The organism is Devosia salina (genome assembly GCF_019504385.1).
In the GTDB taxonomy this organism is placed as follows: domain Bacteria; phylum Pseudomonadota; class Alphaproteobacteria; order Rhizobiales; family Devosiaceae; genus Devosia; species Devosia salina.
This window is the reverse complement of record NZ_CP080590.1, coordinates 671,548-685,514: the sequence shown is the minus strand read 5'-3', so window position 1 is coordinate 685,514 and position 13,967 is coordinate 671,548. Positions and strand designations below refer to the sequence as shown.

Here is a 13,967-nt window from a genome sequence, read left to right as displayed (position 1 = left end):
ATGGCGAGCGCAATTCCGTCTCCCGCTTATTACTTTCTCGTTACCAGCAGCGCAATGGCAAGCACCTCTCCGGCTCCCAGCTACCAGACCGACTTTGCGCCCCAAACGGGCGAACCCGTCCCGCTGGCGCCCGGCGTGGTGCGCGTCACCGCGCCCAATGCCTCGGCCTATACCTTTACCGGCACGAATAGTTTTTTGCTGGGCCACGAGCGACTTGCCCTGGTCGATCCCGGTCCGCTGGACGACGCCCACCAAGCCGCTCTCCGGGCCGCAATGGATGGCCGGCAGGTCACCGCAATTCTGCTCACGCATACCCATCGTGACCACAGCGCAGCGGCCGATTTCTGGCGCCGGGAGCTTGGTGCGCCGCTGTGGTTCGGGGGGCGGCACCGGCTGTCGCGGCCGCTGCGGCGATTCGAGATCAATCCCATCCGCAAGTCCTGCGACTGGGAGCTTGTGCCGGATCGGGTGCTCACGGATGGCGAGACCATTGCGGCGGGCGATTTGTCCGTCAGCGTGCACACCACGCCCGGACATTGCGCAAATCACCTGGTTTTCGGGGTTTCAGGGACCGAAATGCTGCTGTCGGGGGACCATGTGATGGGGTGGAATTCGACGCTGGTGGCGGTGCCGGATGGGTCGATGGCCGATTATTTCGCGTCTCTCGACAAGGTCATCGGCCTGCCCTACCGGCGCTACTTTCCCGCCCATGGCGGTTCGATAGACGAAGGCCCGGCGCATGCCGCTGCCCTCAAGGCACACCGGGAGTTGCGTAATGAACAGGTTCTGAACGCGGTGCGGAATGGTGCGCGCAGCATCGGCACGGTGGTGGATCAGATCTATCCCAGGCAAGCCGCCAGAATTCGCTTCGCTGCCCGCATGACCATGATGGCGCATGTGGAATATCTGGAAGGACTTGGGGCGCTCAAAGTCAGGCGGAGGATTTTCGGGACGCGCCTGTCCCTGCCTTAATTTCTCTGGAACCCAACCGCGCCCTCACGTCCGGTCTGGCCCCGGTGGCGCAGCATGTGGTCGGCCAGGACCAGCGCCATCATGGCTTCGCCCACCGGGACGGCGCGAATACCGACGCAGGGGTCGTGGCGGCCCTTGGTGATGATGTCGGTGTCCTCATTGGCAGTGGTGACCGTCTGGCGCGGGGTGAGGATGGACGAGGTGGGCTTGACCGCGAAGCGGCAGACCACGGGGTCGCCATTGGAGACGCCGCCCAAGATGCCGCCGGCATGGTTGGAGAGGAAATAGGGCTGGCCCTCGCCGGCCCGCATCTGGTCGGCATTCTCGACGCCGGTGAGGCTTGCCGCTTCAAAGCCGGCGCCGATTTCGACCGCCTTGACGGCGTTGATGCTCATCATGGCCGAGGCCAGATCGGCGCTTAGCTTGCCATAGATCGGGGCGCCCCAGCCGGCCGGCACGCCTTCGGCCACCACTTCGATGACCGCGCCGGCCGAATTGCCGTCCTTGCGCAGGCCATCGAGATAGTCGGCCCAGAGTTCGGCCGCCTTGGCATCGGCGCAGAAGAAAGGGTTCTGCCCGACCTGATCCCAGTCGAAATTGCCGTAGTCGATCTTGTGCGGGCCCATCTGCACCAGGCTGGCGCGAATGGTGACGCCTGCCAGCACCTGACGCGCCACGGCTCCGGCGGCGACCCGGGCAGCGGTTTCGCGGGCCGAGGTGCGGCCACCGCCGCGATAGTCGCGGATGCCGTATTTCTGGTCATAGGTGTAGTCGGCATGGCCCGGGCGATATTTGTCGCGGATCTCCGAATAGTCCTTGGAGCGCTGGTCGGTGTTTTCGATCAGAAGCGAGATCGGCGTACCCGTGGTGCGGGGGCCATCGGTGCGCTCGTCCTCGAACACGCCGGACAGAATCTTCACCTCGTCGGCCTCGCGGCGCTGGGTGGTGAATTTGGACTGGCCCGGCTTGCGGCGGTCGAGATCGCGCTGGATCATCTCCGGGGTCAGCACCAGACCTGGGGGGCAGCCATCGACCACGACACCCAGCGCCGGCCCGTGGCTTTCGCCCCAGGTGGTGAAACGGAAGAGATGCCCGAAGGTATTGAATGACATGGCGCGGCCCCGGTTATGCGGGCGTTTTAGGGGGCGCTGGCGAGCGGGTCAATCGACGCTGGCGTCCCAGGTGTTCTCGGCGGAGTGCAGGGTCATGCGGCCATTGACGAAATGGGCGATGACGCCCTGCGGCGGCGGCCAGTTGAGCACGTCGCTGCGCGAGGTGCCTTCGACCAGGTGGCGCAGCACGCGCAGCACGCCGCCATGGGCGACAACCACGGCGTGGCGAGTCAGCGTCTGGGCAAAGTCGAGCAGGCGCATAGCAACATCGTCATAGTTCTCGCCGCCATTCGGACGGAACTGCCAATAGCTTTCGTCCCGCTCGCCGGGCGCCAAAGCGGCGTGTTCCCGCGCGATCTCGGCATGCAGGCGCCCTTCGAAGTCCCCGAAGGAAATTTCGATCAGCCGCCTATCGTGGATGACCGGCGGCAAATCGATATCGAAGGCGGCGCGCATGCGATCCATGGTTTCCGAGGCGCGGCTCAAAGGCGAGGCGAACCAGTTGAGCGAGGCCGGGTCCACTCCCTCGCGCTCGAGCAGGTCGCGCAGCAGAAACCCATTGGCATCGGCCTGCAACTGTCCGGTCCGGTTGAGCGGAATGTCGCGGCTGCCCTGGTAGCGCTGTTCGCGGTTCCAGTCGGTCTCGCCGTGCCGCGCAAAATAGAAATCCGGCCAGTCGGGGGCAGTCATATGGTCTTTCCGCGCCAGGCCGGCGCGGCCTTTGCAAGTCTGGAGTCGTCGTCCCGCTTGTGGCACATGGAGGGTCGGGCGAGCAAGCGCAACGCCTTCATAGCTCATCTGTTTCGGACCCATACCATGACCATGACCGCCGCCCAGATTGCCGCCGCCCTGGCCGACATTGTTGGCAGCGACGGCGTCGTTTCCGATCCCGGCAAGATGGGGGCCTGGCTCAACGAGCCGCGCAAGCGCTTTCACCAGAATGCGGCCGCGGTGGTGATGCCGGCCAGCGTCGCGGCGGTGCAGGCAGTGATGCGCTGGGCCAATGAAAATCGCGTGGGTATCATTCCGCAGGGCGGCAATACCGGGCTGGTCGGCGCGCAAGTGCCGCTGAGCGGACAGGAGGTGATCCTGAGCCTGCAGAAGCTCGACAATATCCGCTCCATCGACACGGCCGCGGGCGTGATGACGGCCGAGGCCGGCGTCATCCTCGAAAATGCCCACAAGGCGGCCGAGGCCAAGGGAGCCATGTTTCCGCTCTGGCTGGCCTCGCAGGGATCGGCGCGCATCGGCGGCGTGCTCTCGTCCAATGCCGGCGGCGTCAATGTGCTCGCCTATGGCAACGCGCGCGAGCTGACCATGGGTGTCGAGGCGGTCCTGGCCGATGGCCGGCTCTATCAGGGGCTCAATGCGCTCAAGAAGGACAATACCGGCTATGACCTCAAGGACCTGCTGGTGGGCGCCGAGGGGACGCTGGGCATCATCACGGCGGCGAGCCTCAAGCTCTATCCCCTGCCAGAAGACTACGAGACGGCCATCGTCAATGTGGCCTCGCCCGAGGCGGCGCTGGACCTGTTCCAGCTGATGCGCCAGCGGGCCGGTAGCCGCCTCAATGCCTTCGAACTCATCCCCTGGATCGGCCTCGACATCCAGTTGCGCCATGGCATGCTGGATGCCGACCCGACGGCCAGCGCCTCGCCCTGGTATGCGCTGATCGAATTGACGCGCATGGCCGGAACCGAGCCGGGCGCGCTGCAATCAGCGCTCGAGGCGGCCTTCGAGGAAGCGCTGATTTCAGATGCCGTGGTGGCGGAATCCCTTTCCGACCGCACGCGCATGTGGGCCTTCCGCGAGCAGATGAGCGAATGCCAGAGCCGCGAAGGCGCCTCGATCAAGCACGATGTGTCGGTGCCCATCGCCGCCGTCCCGGCGTTGATCGCCGAGGGGTCGGCAGCCGCCGAAAAGCTCAGCCCCGGCATCCGCCCCGTGCCGTTCGGGCATATGGGCGACGGCAATATCCACTTCAATTTCTCCATGCCCGTCGGGGCCGATCCCAAGGCCTTCATGGCGCAATATGACGAGGCGATGCACGCGGTGATCTACGAGGTGGTACTGCGCCATGGCGGTTCGGTGTCGGCCGAGCATGGCATCGGGCAGCTCAAGGTTGGCCTGCTCAAGCAGGTGAAGGACCCGGTAGCGCTGGAGATGATGGGAGCGATCAAGACGGCGCTGGACCCCAAGGGCATCCTCAATCCGGGGAAAATGCTGGGATAGCCGCCCTCGTGGTACGAGGCTTTGCTGACGCAGCGCCTCATCATGAGGGCTCGTGCAGCACCGTGGCCACATAGCCCTCATGGTGAGGTGGGAGCGCAGCGACCCTCGAACCACGAGGGCGGTTGGCTGCGATACCCCAGTCACTCCCCTGTGCCTTCTTGCGCTTGCCGCCTGCCGGGCCCATCTCTGGCCCCATGCTGCTCAAAGATATCCAGTTTCTCGACGACGCGACGCGTCCCGCAATCCCCAAGCTCGATGGCCTGACAGAGGCACAGAAGGCGCCGGGCGAACATCTCAGACAAATCCACGATCATCTGCGCGAAAACATGGTGGTGCTCGGGCGCCTGATCGAGCGCGCGGCCGAGGGCCATGCCACGGTCGAGGAGGTGAAGGCGGAAACCGCCGACCTCGTCATGGTCTCGAACTATCGCCGTTTCGGTACGCTGTGCGGGCAGTACTGCCAGTTCGTGCATGGGCATCATTCCATCGAGGATCAATACATCTTCCCCTCGCTGGCCCAGCAAAGCCCCGCCTTCAAGGCCATTTCCGACCGGCTGCAGGCCGAGCACGTGGTGGTGCACCAATTGCTCGAACGGCTGATCGATGCCCTGATCGCGCTGGCCGAAGCGCCGGGCAAGAGCAATTTCGAGGACGCGGTCACCGTGTTCCGGGCGCTCGAAAAAGTGCTGCTCAGCCACCTTCACTACGAGGAAGATTCCATCGGTGACGCGCTGGGCTATTTCGAGATCGGGGTTTAGCCGAGACGGCGTGCCGATTTGGTCAGAACAGATCCATCTGCCCGCCGCCACCCGCCACCTTCTTCGGCCTGGGCTTTTCTACCGGGGGCTCGGGCTTATCCAGTGATATCGGCTCGATCAGGCCAGGATCATCGTCGCGGGCTGAATTGACCCGGGTTGAGACCGGATGGAATTTCAGCGCCCCGTCCTCAAGCGGCAGGGCCATCTGCACCGCCTCATGCGCGCGCACGTCGCGGACATTGAGCCAGTCGTCCTGCTGCTGCTCGGTCAAAAGGATCGCCGGCATGCGGTCGTGGATCACCGAAAGCTGCGGATTGGCGGCCACGGTGATGGTCGCGACGCTGTCCACCTCCTCGCCATTGGGGCCCATCCAGGTGGCGTAGAGCCCGGCCAGCGCCATGGGCTGGTCGTCGGCGCGGGTGATGTAATAGGGCTGCTTCTTCTTGTCGGGGCCGGTATGCCATTCGTAATAGCCGCTTGCGGGCACGAGGCAGCGGCCATGCTTGACCCGATCGCGGAAGGCCGGCTTTTCGGCCATGCTCTCGGCCCTTGCATTGATCAGAAGCGGAAACTCGCGCGGGTCCTTGACCCAGCCGGGTACGAAGCCCCAGCGAGCGAAATGCGCCTCGCGGCGGCCCTCGGCTTCCCAGATGGCGACGATCGGCTGGGTGGGCGCGATATTGTAGCGCGGCACGATCTCGACGCTGTTGAGCAGCTTGAACAGCTCCACCATCATTTCGGGCGGCAGGGTCGAGGCGTAGCGACCACACATTGGCGTGTCTCCTTTACCCGTGCAGAGGTAGTCTCTACGCGTCCGAATCGCAAATCAGCCAGAATGGCCTCCCGGAAATGATCGAGCCTCCCAACGCCGCCAGTGTCGGCATCGTCAAGCACGGCAAGATCCTGCTCATCAAGCGCGCCTTTGCGCCCTATCAGGGCCTGTGGACCTTTCCCGGCGGGCGCATGGAGCCAGACGAGACAGTGGAGCAATGCGCCGTCCGCGAGGTGCAGGAGGAACTGGGGCTGACCATCCGCAATCCGCGCCATGCGCTGACCCAGTCGCTGGGCCGCGACGGCACCTATCGGCTCGCCGTCTTCACTACCACCGATTATGTGGGACAGGTCCGGCCCTCGAACGAGATCAGCGACCACAAATGGGTCGACCCGGGCATGCTCATCGCCCTGCGCACGACCTCCAGGCTCGATGACGTGATCAGAGAGTGCTTCAAGGTTCTGGGGCAGAGCTGGTAGAGAGTGGGGATGGACCTTTTGCCGACATATGGCCTTTGCCGCTCCGCCCCCTCCCCCCTCCCCCATCAAGGGGGAGGTGTGGAACGGGTCCGGGGCGGGCACCTGCGACACACTCTGGCGCGCCACCTCCCCATTGATGGGGGAGGCCGGGAGGGGGCGTCCTGATGAAAAAGGCCCTCGCGCTTGCTCTCGCCCTTCTCATGACTGCTCCGGCCCTGGCTATCGACCCGCCCTATCAGCGGCAGATGGAGCGGCTGGCCGAGATCATGGGCAGCCTTTACTACCTGCAGCCGCTCTGTGCGGCCGGGGACGAGGACTGGCGGGCGCAGGCGGCGGAGCTGATTGCGCTGGACGAACCCGACGACGACCGGCGGCAGCGTCTGGCGGGGGCATTCAACACCGGCTACACGGCTTTTTCCCGCCTGCACAACCATTGCACCCCGGCGTCGCGCGAGGCGCTGACACGGCTGCTGACCGAGGCACAGAAGCTGGCGCGCGACATCCATACGCGCTTCGCCGAATAGGCAGGACATATCGGTCCATGCAATTGCCTACCGGCCGTTAACCTTCGGCTTACTTCCTCCATTGAGCGGAGAGCGGGGCATGCTATGCCCGCATCATGAGCACGACCAAGTCCATCTTCTCGCCCGCGTCGGGGATCGGCCCGTTCGACCGCAGCCAGTCCGAGCGCCAGCTGGCGCTGGAATATCTCGCCGAGGCATGGAACAGTGCCGAGGAAGACGGGCTGGAGGCCGCCTCGCTGGCTCATGCCTCGCTGTTTGCGGCGCTGGCCACTTTCGTGCGCATGCATGGGGATGAGGCGACGGCAGACCTTGTCGAGCAATTGCCCGAACGCATCCGCAACGGCGAATACAATCTCGAGCGCATTCTGCAATAGGGGCCGGCCAAACGGGGCTTGCCAGCAAGTGGACACCACCCGATGATCCCCCCGGGAGGATCACCGATGCGCCATGCTGCCCTGTTTCTGCTTGCCCTCGCCGCCCTGCCGGTCATGGCGCAGGACGATGTCGAGAACTATCCCTACCCCAAATATGAAATCAGTTCCGATCTGTCGGCGCTGCCCGGGCCCGTGGCGCGGACGCGCGAGCGGCTGATCGCCGTGGCCCGCAGTGGCGATATCGAGGCGCTGCGCCCCATCATCGCGGAGCAGGAATTTCCGCCCACCGTGTCCTATGGCGGGCCCGACGACGCGGTGGATTATCTCAAGACCTATTCAGCGGACGGGGCGGGGCTGGAGAACCTTGCCATTCTGCTCGACCTGCTGGAGGCGCCCTATGCCGTCTTCGATACCGAAAGCGAGACGCCGAGCTATGTCTGGCCCTATCTCGCCGTGGTCGAGGACCTTTCGGCGCTGACGCCGGCCCAGAAGGTCGACGCCTATCGCATCCTCACCCATGATCAGCTGACCGAGCTCACCGAACTGGAAGCCTGGTATTACTGGCGCGTCTATATCGGCAAGGATGGCGAGTGGCAGGCCTTCGTGGCGGGGGATTGATCAGCCGGCCAGCGCTTCGAGGAAGCGCATCGGCTGGCCCTTGCTTGGCGTCACCAGCTCGCCCTGCCACATGACCTTATTGCCGCGCACCACGGTGCCGACGGGCCAGCCGGTGACCGTGACGCCATCATAGGGCGTCCAGCCGGCGCGGCTCCTGATCCAACTATTGGTGATGGTCTCGCGGCGCTTGAGGTCGACAATGGTCAAATCGGCGTCATAGCCCACGGCGATGCGGCCCTTGTTGGCAATGCCGAACAGGCGATTGGGGCCGTGGCTGGTCATGTCGACGAAGCGCTGGAGGCTCAGCTTTCCATTGTTGACGTGGTCGAGCATGGTCGGCACCAGCGTCTGGACGCCGGTCATGCCCGAATGGCTGGCGGGATAGGCATGGTCCTTTTCCTCGCGCGTATGCGGCGCGTGGTCGGAGCCGAGGATGTCGGCAACGCCATTGGCGACGCCCTTCCAGATGCCCTCGCGATGGTCCCTGTCGCGCACCGGGGGGTTCATCTGCGCATAGGTGCCGAGGCGGGTGTAGGCGGTTTCGTCGAGCGTCAGGTGGTGGGGCGTCACCTCGACCGAGGCGACATCCTTGTGGTCGGCGAGATAGACGATTTCTTCCTTGGTCGAGATATGCAGCACATGGATGCGCTTGCCGGTCTTGCGGGCGAGGTTCACCAACCGCGTGGTGCAGCTCATGGCGACTTCGGGCGAACGCCAGACCGGATGGCTCGACGGATCGCCCGGCACACGCAGATGCTTGCGCTCCTCGAGCATATATTCGTCTTCCGAATGGAAGGCGGCGCGGCGGGAAATGGCGCGGAGGATGGCTTCGACGCCATCGTCATCCTGCACCAGCAGCGAGCCGGTGGACGAGCCCATGAACACTTTGACGCCGGCACAGCCCGGCAGCTTTTCGAGCATGGGCAGTTCGGCGACGTTTTCGTGGGTGCCACCGATATAGAAGGCGAAATCGCAATGCATGCGATTGGTGCCGGCAGCGATCTTGGCCTCGAAAGTCTCGCGGGTGGTGGTCAGCGGATTGGTATTGGGCATCTCGAAGACGCCCGTCACGCCGCCCATGACCGCGCCGAGCGAGCCGCTTTCAAGGTCTTCCTTGTGGGTCAGGCCGGGCTCGCGGAAATGCACCTGGGTGTCGATGACGCCGGGCAGGATATGGAGACCCTTGCAGTCCACGGTCTCGGCGGCGCTGCCCTCGATAGTGCCAAGCGCAGCGATTCGGCCGTTCAGAACCGCGATATCGGCCAGGCCCTCGCCATCCTGGTTGACCACGGTGGCGTTCTTGAAAATCGTGTCGTACTGCGCCATGTCTCGGGTCCCGCCTGTCGGTTCTGTATGGTCTTGTCGACCGTCAAAACCGACATATCGGACGGCAGCTTTGCAAGGCAAGTCACTATGACCATTCATCTGCGGGCCGACCGTGCCCTGTTCCGCTTTTCGGGGCCCGATGCCCACAGGCTGCTCAACGACGTCGTCACCGGAGAAATTCCCAGCGAGGGCAATGGCGACGGGGACGTGGCCGCCGCATGGGCCCTCCTGTCACCCCAGGGGAAAATCCTGGCCGAGGGATTGGCAGGGCATGCCGAGGATGCGCTCTGGCTCGATGTCCACCAATCGGTGGCCGACGACTTCTTCAAGCGCATGAAGATGTACCGCCTGCGAGCGCAGGTGGTGATCGACGATCTGCGCGAAACCCATCGCGTCGGCTTTGCGCAGGATGCAGAACCGGACGGCATCCGCCACACGGACCGGATGGGTCCGATAGACATGGGGTGGCGCGCCATTGCGGACGTCGAGGCGACCGGCGGCTGGGTGCAGGATGATGCATTCTATCAGGGTGAGCGCATCGCTTGCGGCATCGCACATCTGGGCAATGACTTTCCCGCCAATGACGCCTTCGCCCACGACATCGGCCTTGACCTGCTCGACGGCATCGACTTTGCCAAGGGCTGCTATGTTGGCCAGGAAGTCGTCAGCCGAATGAAGCACCGCGGCACGGCGCGGCGGCGGCCGGTGATTGTCTCAGGCATTGAAGGTGAGGCAGGACAGGCAGTCATGGCCAATGGCCGTGAGGCCGGCACGGTGGGACAGGTGGTGGATGGCAGGGCGGTCGCCATCGTCCGGCTCGACCGGATCACCGACCCGGCGGCGGTGACGGTCGGCGGCAGGCCGGTGCATATCGAACTGCCGGTCTGGGCCAACTATCGGCTGGGCGACGCTGCCGCCGAAGACGACTAGCCGAACATTCTCGAATCGGCCCGATCTGTTATGGCTAGTGCAACAGTCCGCATTTCCGGTTGATGCCGATGTCACGCCAAAGCGCCCGCGCCTGGCAGCGTATGCTGTCTGGTCGCCGTCTCGATATTCTCGATCCCTCGCCTGTCGATGTGGAATTGAGCGACATTGCCCATGGCCTGGCGCGCGTGGCTCGCTGGAACGGGCAGACCCAGGGCGATTATCCCTTTTCGGTGGCGCAGCATTCGGTGCTGGTGCTCGAGCTGTTCCGCGCCTCCAATCCCGACGCCGCGGCGACCGCATTGCTGCAGGCACTGCTGCATGACGCCCCGGAATATGTGATGGGCGACATCATCTCGCCCTTCAAGGCGGCCATGGGCGGGAACTATAAGGACGTGGAGAACCGGCTGCTGTCGGCGATCTTCCTGCGCTTCTCGCTGCCGGCCACGATGACCGCGGCGCTCACCAAGCTGATCAAAAAAGCCGACCGCGAAGCGGCTTTTTTCGAGGCGACGCACCTGGCGGGCTTCGATCCGGTCGAGGCGCGACGCCTGTTCGGAGAACCGGGCCAGTCGGCGTTCGACGTCGATGCCTTCGACCGGCTCATCCGGCCCTGGCCCACCCAACAGGCCCATGAGCGTTTTGTTGAGGCGTTCGAGACCATTAGCGACACGATCCAGGGCGCCTGACCGGGCCTGTTGAGATTAACCCTAAGGGCAGTTTGGCGTTTCTCGTCCGGCACTTGATGGTTACTGATCCGTTAAGGCATGTGTGCCGAAGTGGAACAGAACGGGGTGCCCGCCATGAATCTGCCGACCAAGCATATGTTGATGGGCATGACCCTGGGTGCGATATGCGCAACCGGGCTGGCCGCCATCGGCCCTGGCTATGTGCTGGAAGCCTTTGGCGATGAAATGCCGGCCGGGTTCGACACCGACAAGCTCGTCAAGTTCGAAGGCCGCGACTATCTGGTGGACTATGCTGACTGGGTCTCGACCGATCCGCTCTCGAGCAGCACGGTCAAGAAGATCGAAGGCGGACGTGTAACCTATGTCGACATCACCACCACCGCCACCGGCACCTATTCCACCGATGGACTGACCTCCAAGCACGTGCTCTATCCGGGCGTCGACGTCACCGAGGTGACGCCCCACCGGCGCAATTGGGTGCGGTTCTGGAGCAATGGCGACTGGTTCAGCTTCTCGAGCCGCGCTGGCAATTCCTTCCTGCGGCTGAGCGGTCGTACCACGGGCTACTGATACGGCTCAGGCGCTGGCTGGCAGCGGGCGCACGGCCTGCCCCGGGCGCCGGCCCAACAGCCATTGCGCCACCGCCAGATTGAGCAGCCAGGCGCCGCCCAGCAAGAGGTCGCCCACAACAGGTGACGGCTCTCCGAACAGCAGCAGCCAGGGGATACCGATCAGCATCTGCGTGCTCGCACCCAGGCCCAGGGCATAGGCGCGCATCATGCTGGCCTGGTGGCGATCAAACCGCCGCGCCCGCGCGGCGCGATAGCCACTGATCAGGAAGGCCAGCATGGCCGACCCTGCGGCAAGCCGGAACCAGTAGAGCAACGGCCCTTCACTGGGCGGGTGTGGGTAGAACTGGGTGAGCCACAGGGCCGAGAGCGCGGCGATGAGCCCCGCCGCGACCAGAACGCGGCCGGTCAGCCGGTGCCATGGATATCGGCGCAGCGTCGGCGAGAACTGCAGCGCACCGAGCAGGGTGAAGAGGCAACCGCCGACGACATGCAGCACCACCGGCACGGGCATGATGAAAAAGCGCGCGGTGTCGGCGACCATCTCGGGTGGCGCATCCACATCGACAAAGCGCAGCAGCATGCGCCCGATCGCCGGCAGCAAGGGCAGAGCTCCCAGACCGATCAATGCGGACAAAGCAAGCCGATTGCCAAAACTGCCGGTTCTGCTGGTCATGATGCACTCCGTGGTCCTCCCGCCAAGGAAGACCACGGATCGCATTCAAACGAAATTGCAGAAAAGTGCCGAAGTCATATGCGCTGACGCATAGATGCAGGCACTAGCCGAACAGCCAGCCACGTTTGAACTTGTAGAAGACGTGCAGGCCGATCTGCGTCACCTTGGTCATGCGTGGAGCCCAGGCGGGACGCACATAGGTGGCGTGGTAATGGGTCGCATCACCCACTTCGGTCAGATAGAGCTCGCCGCTGGTGACCTTGGAGGCAATTTCCTCGGCCTGGGCCCAGGGCTCAGGCTCGGTCACCGTCTCGGGAATGCCATCGCAGGCAAAGGAGAACTGGCAGGCATTGCGCTTGTTCTGGTTCTGGAACACGACGCCGCAGATGGTGTCAGGATAACGGTGGTCCTTGACGCGATTGAGCACGACCTGCGCCACGGCGACCTGACCGCGATAGGCTTCCCCGCGCGCCTCGAAATAGACGGCGGTGGCAAGGCACCATTGCTCGCGTTCGGAGACCTTCATGGCTTCGCCCGTGGCCATGGCGCCGATGGCGGGGGTATTGGCGCGGGCATAGGCCAGTTGCTCAGGCACGGCCACCGGCAGGGTCACGCCGGACAGGGTCTCATCGGATTTCGGCGCGATGCCGGCAATGGCGTCGAGCGCGGCAGCGGCATTGGGGTGGATCGAGGCCACCGACATGCGCGGCCCGGCTTCTTGGGGTTCCACCTCGGCCTGGGCGATGCTGGATTGCCCGTAGATTGCAGGATCCGCAGGCGCGCGCAGGGAGGCGAGCTGCAGCCGCGCGGTCTCGAAGCTTTTCGAGATTTCAAGCGCATCGACAGCCGGGCGGACACGATCGGTCTTTTCGGCGCGATTGGGACCGGTGAAGCTGGCGCTGTCGAACAGGTGATTGACCGAACCGGTGATGACCGGGTCGACGCCGGAAAAACTGAGGCTAGCCTGGGCGATTGCCACGGGCTGCTCCTGACCCGGCAGGCCGGCAAGCCCAAGGGGTGCAGAGCCGGGGCCAAAAGCTGCGCCAGCAAAACCGAGATAGGCAAGGGGAGCCACCATCGCCATCACCAGCGCCCTGGCGATACCAACTCCTCGGCTAACCGCTCTGACCGGGCGACGACGCGCCACCGGCCGGTGGGAAAGGGCCATATAGAATACTCAACGCTACGCAACACGAACTACGCCCGGCAAATGTGACGCTCAAATGCCGACAGTCGTGATGATCGGTTATTAAGGTTAGCGCTGGGTAAATGGGGTTCGGGGCGCGCAAAGGGCGCAGATGTGGCGGGGCTGGGGCAGTTCCATCACATCACTGCGGCAAAGTGTACCGCCCGCCCTACTGGCTGCAGGCGGCCACCACCGGCGCGACTTCCTGGGCAAAGGCATCGACGCGGAACCGCACCGACAGCGAGCGCGTGCTGGCCGGGGTGACCCGCACAGTGAGATTGGTGGCGCCGGCCAGCCCGTCGAGGAAGCTGCGTGCGTCGCGGGTGTTGTCGATCAGGATCGCCGTATTGTCCGCATTGACCGGCAGCGTGGACGAGCGGGCCCGTTGCAGATCGTATTGCAACGTGATGCCGGTATCGCTCCCTAGCGCCGACATGGTGTTGCCGGCAAAGCCGAAGGCCACCTGCAGGATATTGGCCTCGCAAGAGACGGTGATCGTGGCGGGGGCCCGGCCGCTGGGGCGCGCCGGGATCAACTGTTCGGATTGCAGCGTGACGCTGAGCCCTTCGGGGGCAGTGCTCCCGGAGCGGAACAGATTGTCATAGCAGGCGAGGCGCTCGGCATCGTCGGCAATGGCGGCGCATTGGGCGCCTGTCTGTGCCGAGGCCGGAAGACCAGGCACCAGAAGCAGTGGCAAGGCCAGGACGAAAGCTAGTATTTTCACGGAGGCCAAGCCCCTTCCCTTTGGTCCCG

At 64.4% G+C, this 13,967-nt stretch carries 16 protein-coding genes and 1 pseudogene; 10 read left to right on the top strand and 7 right to left on the bottom strand.

Going from position 1 to position 13,967, the window contains the following annotated elements; genetic code table 11:
- The first annotated feature begins 54 nt into the window (after window positions 1-54).
- Entirely contained in the window at window positions 55-972 is a 918-nt protein-coding gene (locus K1X15_RS03355; protein ID WP_220306079.1) for an MBL fold metallo-hydrolase, read from the top strand.
- Here the strand turns inward: K1X15_RS03355 and aroC are convergent.
- Together aroC and K1X15_RS03345 are read right to left on the bottom strand one after the other, a co-directional pair.
- Window positions 969-2,084, bottom strand: a complete 1,116-nt coding sequence (gene aroC, locus K1X15_RS03350; protein ID WP_220306078.1) for a chorismate synthase — start codon at window positions 2,082-2,084, stop codon at window positions 969-971. The genes K1X15_RS03355 and aroC overlap by 4 nt on opposite strands.
- Window positions 2,085-2,132: 48 nt before the next feature.
- The gene (locus K1X15_RS03345) at window positions 2,133-2,774 is read right to left on the bottom strand and encodes a histidine phosphatase family protein (RefSeq protein ID WP_220306077.1); all 642 of its coding nucleotides are present in this window, start codon (window positions 2,772-2,774) and stop codon (window positions 2,133-2,135) included.
- Between the two features lie 126 nt (window positions 2,775-2,900).
- Between K1X15_RS03345 and K1X15_RS03340 the strand changes: the two genes are divergently transcribed.
- Both K1X15_RS03340 and K1X15_RS03335 read left to right on the top strand, forming a co-directional pair.
- Window positions 2,901-4,316, top strand: coding sequence for an FAD-binding oxidoreductase (locus tag K1X15_RS03340; protein ID WP_220306076.1), 1,416 nt, complete (start codon window positions 2,901-2,903; stop codon window positions 4,314-4,316).
- A 194-nt stretch (window positions 4,317-4,510) separates the two neighbouring features.
- A complete protein-coding gene (locus K1X15_RS03335; RefSeq protein ID WP_220306075.1) occupies window positions 4,511-5,074 on the top strand; it encodes a hemerythrin domain-containing protein in 564 nt (187 codons plus the stop codon).
- Between the two features lie 22 nt (window positions 5,075-5,096).
- Here the strand turns inward: K1X15_RS03335 and K1X15_RS03330 are convergent, their stop codons facing one another.
- Window positions 5,097-5,846, bottom strand: coding sequence for an SOS response-associated peptidase (locus tag K1X15_RS03330; RefSeq protein ID WP_220306074.1), 750 nt, complete (start codon window positions 5,844-5,846; stop codon window positions 5,097-5,099).
- A gap of 77 nt (window positions 5,847-5,923) precedes the next feature.
- Here K1X15_RS03330 and K1X15_RS03325 point away from each other — a divergent pair, with 77 nt between their 5' ends.
- From K1X15_RS03325 to K1X15_RS03310, 4 genes are all read left to right on the top strand, one after another.
- Window positions 5,924-6,325: an NUDIX hydrolase gene (locus tag K1X15_RS03325; protein WP_220306073.1), complete on the top strand. Its 402-nt coding sequence runs from the start codon at window positions 5,924-5,926 to the stop codon at window positions 6,323-6,325.
- A gap of 164 nt (window positions 6,326-6,489) precedes the next feature.
- Window positions 6,490-6,849, top strand: coding sequence for a TIGR02301 family protein (locus K1X15_RS03320; RefSeq protein WP_220306072.1), 360 nt, complete (start codon window positions 6,490-6,492; stop codon window positions 6,847-6,849).
- Window positions 6,850-6,944: 95 nt separating this feature from the next.
- The gene (locus tag K1X15_RS03315; protein WP_240549648.1) at window positions 6,945-7,223 is read left to right on the top strand and encodes a hypothetical protein; all 279 of its coding nucleotides are present in this window, start codon (window positions 6,945-6,947) and stop codon (window positions 7,221-7,223) included.
- 66 nt (window positions 7,224-7,289) lie between these two features.
- Window positions 7,290-7,841 carry a hypothetical protein gene (locus K1X15_RS03310; protein WP_220306071.1) on the top strand — a complete coding sequence of 184 codons (552 nt, stop codon included), beginning with the start codon at window positions 7,290-7,292 and terminating at the stop codon, window positions 7,839-7,841.
- Here K1X15_RS03310 and K1X15_RS03305 read toward each other — a convergent pair whose 3' ends face one another.
- Complete coding sequence (locus tag K1X15_RS03305; RefSeq protein ID WP_220306070.1) at window positions 7,842-9,167, bottom strand: dihydroorotase; 1,326 nt, start codon at window positions 9,165-9,167, stop codon at window positions 7,842-7,844. It lies immediately after the preceding gene.
- 87 nt (window positions 9,168-9,254) lie between these two features.
- Here K1X15_RS03305 and ygfZ point away from each other — a divergent pair, with 87 nt between their 5' ends.
- The 3 genes from ygfZ (at window position 9,255) to K1X15_RS03290 (ending at window position 11,353) form a co-directional block, all read left to right on the top strand.
- Window positions 9,255-10,097, top strand: a complete 843-nt coding sequence (gene ygfZ / locus K1X15_RS03300; RefSeq protein WP_220306069.1) for a CAF17-like 4Fe-4S cluster assembly/insertion protein YgfZ — start codon at window positions 9,255-9,257, stop codon at window positions 10,095-10,097.
- Between the two features lie 68 nt (window positions 10,098-10,165).
- Window positions 10,166-10,783, top strand: coding sequence for a YfbR-like 5'-deoxynucleotidase (locus K1X15_RS03295; RefSeq protein ID WP_220306068.1), 618 nt, complete (start codon window positions 10,166-10,168; stop codon window positions 10,781-10,783).
- A gap of 114 nt (window positions 10,784-10,897) precedes the next feature.
- On the top strand, window positions 10,898-11,353 hold the full coding sequence (locus K1X15_RS03290; protein WP_220306067.1) for a hypothetical protein: 456 nt from the start codon (window positions 10,898-10,900) through the stop codon (window positions 11,351-11,353).
- Between the two features lie 6 nt (window positions 11,354-11,359).
- On the opposite strand, the gene K1X15_RS03285 is transcribed toward K1X15_RS03290, so the two are convergent.
- The 3 genes and pseudogenes from K1X15_RS03285 to K1X15_RS03275 all read right to left on the bottom strand — a co-directional run bounded on the left by K1X15_RS03285 (window position 11,360) and on the right by K1X15_RS03275 (window position 13,938).
- Window positions 11,360-12,028, bottom strand: coding sequence for a DUF2306 domain-containing protein (locus K1X15_RS03285; protein ID WP_220306066.1), 669 nt, complete (start codon window positions 12,026-12,028; stop codon window positions 11,360-11,362).
- Between the two features lie 103 nt (window positions 12,029-12,131).
- Window positions 12,132-12,545, bottom strand: a pseudogene (locus K1X15_RS21490) (cell wall hydrolase); the annotation flags it as partial.
- Window positions 12,546-13,383: 838 nt separating this feature from the next.
- Complete coding sequence (locus tag K1X15_RS03275) at window positions 13,384-13,938, bottom strand: hypothetical protein (RefSeq protein WP_220306064.1); 555 nt, start codon at window positions 13,936-13,938, stop codon at window positions 13,384-13,386.
- Window positions 13,939-13,967: the final 29 nt, after the last annotated feature.

Coding starts and splice junctions, on each gene's coding strand:
- K1X15_RS03315 (WP_240549648.1), top strand. CDS start 6,945: ATGAGCACGACCAAGTCCATCTTCTCGCCCGCGTCGGGGATCGGCCCG.
- K1X15_RS03335 (WP_220306075.1), top strand. CDS start 4,511: ATGCTGCTCAAAGATATCCAGTTTCTCGACGACGCGACGCGTCCCGCA.
- K1X15_RS03340 (WP_220306076.1), top strand. CDS start 2,901: ATGACCATGACCGCCGCCCAGATTGCCGCCGCCCTGGCCGACATTGTT.
- K1X15_RS03310 (WP_220306071.1), top strand. CDS start 7,290: ATGCGCCATGCTGCCCTGTTTCTGCTTGCCCTCGCCGCCCTGCCGGTC.
- K1X15_RS03305 (WP_220306070.1), bottom strand. CDS start 9,167: ATGGCGCAGTACGACACGATTTTCAAGAACGCCACCGTGGTCAACCAG.
- K1X15_RS03320 (WP_220306072.1), top strand. CDS start 6,490: ATGAAAAAGGCCCTCGCGCTTGCTCTCGCCCTTCTCATGACTGCTCCG.
- K1X15_RS03285 (WP_220306066.1), bottom strand. CDS start 12,028: ATGACCAGCAGAACCGGCAGTTTTGGCAATCGGCTTGCTTTGTCCGCA.
- aroC (WP_220306078.1), bottom strand. CDS start 2,084: ATGTCATTCAATACCTTCGGGCATCTCTTCCGTTTCACCACCTGGGGC.
- K1X15_RS03325 (WP_220306073.1), top strand. CDS start 5,924: ATGATCGAGCCTCCCAACGCCGCCAGTGTCGGCATCGTCAAGCACGGC.
- K1X15_RS03295 (WP_220306068.1), top strand. CDS start 10,166: ATGTCACGCCAAAGCGCCCGCGCCTGGCAGCGTATGCTGTCTGGTCGC.
- ygfZ (WP_220306069.1), top strand. CDS start 9,255: ATGACCATTCATCTGCGGGCCGACCGTGCCCTGTTCCGCTTTTCGGGG.
- K1X15_RS03345 (WP_220306077.1), bottom strand. CDS start 2,774: ATGACTGCCCCCGACTGGCCGGATTTCTATTTTGCGCGGCACGGCGAG.
- K1X15_RS03330 (WP_220306074.1), bottom strand. CDS start 5,846: ATGTGTGGTCGCTACGCCTCGACCCTGCCGCCCGAAATGATGGTGGAG.
- K1X15_RS03290 (WP_220306067.1), top strand. CDS start 10,898: ATGAATCTGCCGACCAAGCATATGTTGATGGGCATGACCCTGGGTGCG.
- K1X15_RS03355 (WP_220306079.1), top strand. CDS start 55: ATGGCAAGCACCTCTCCGGCTCCCAGCTACCAGACCGACTTTGCGCCC.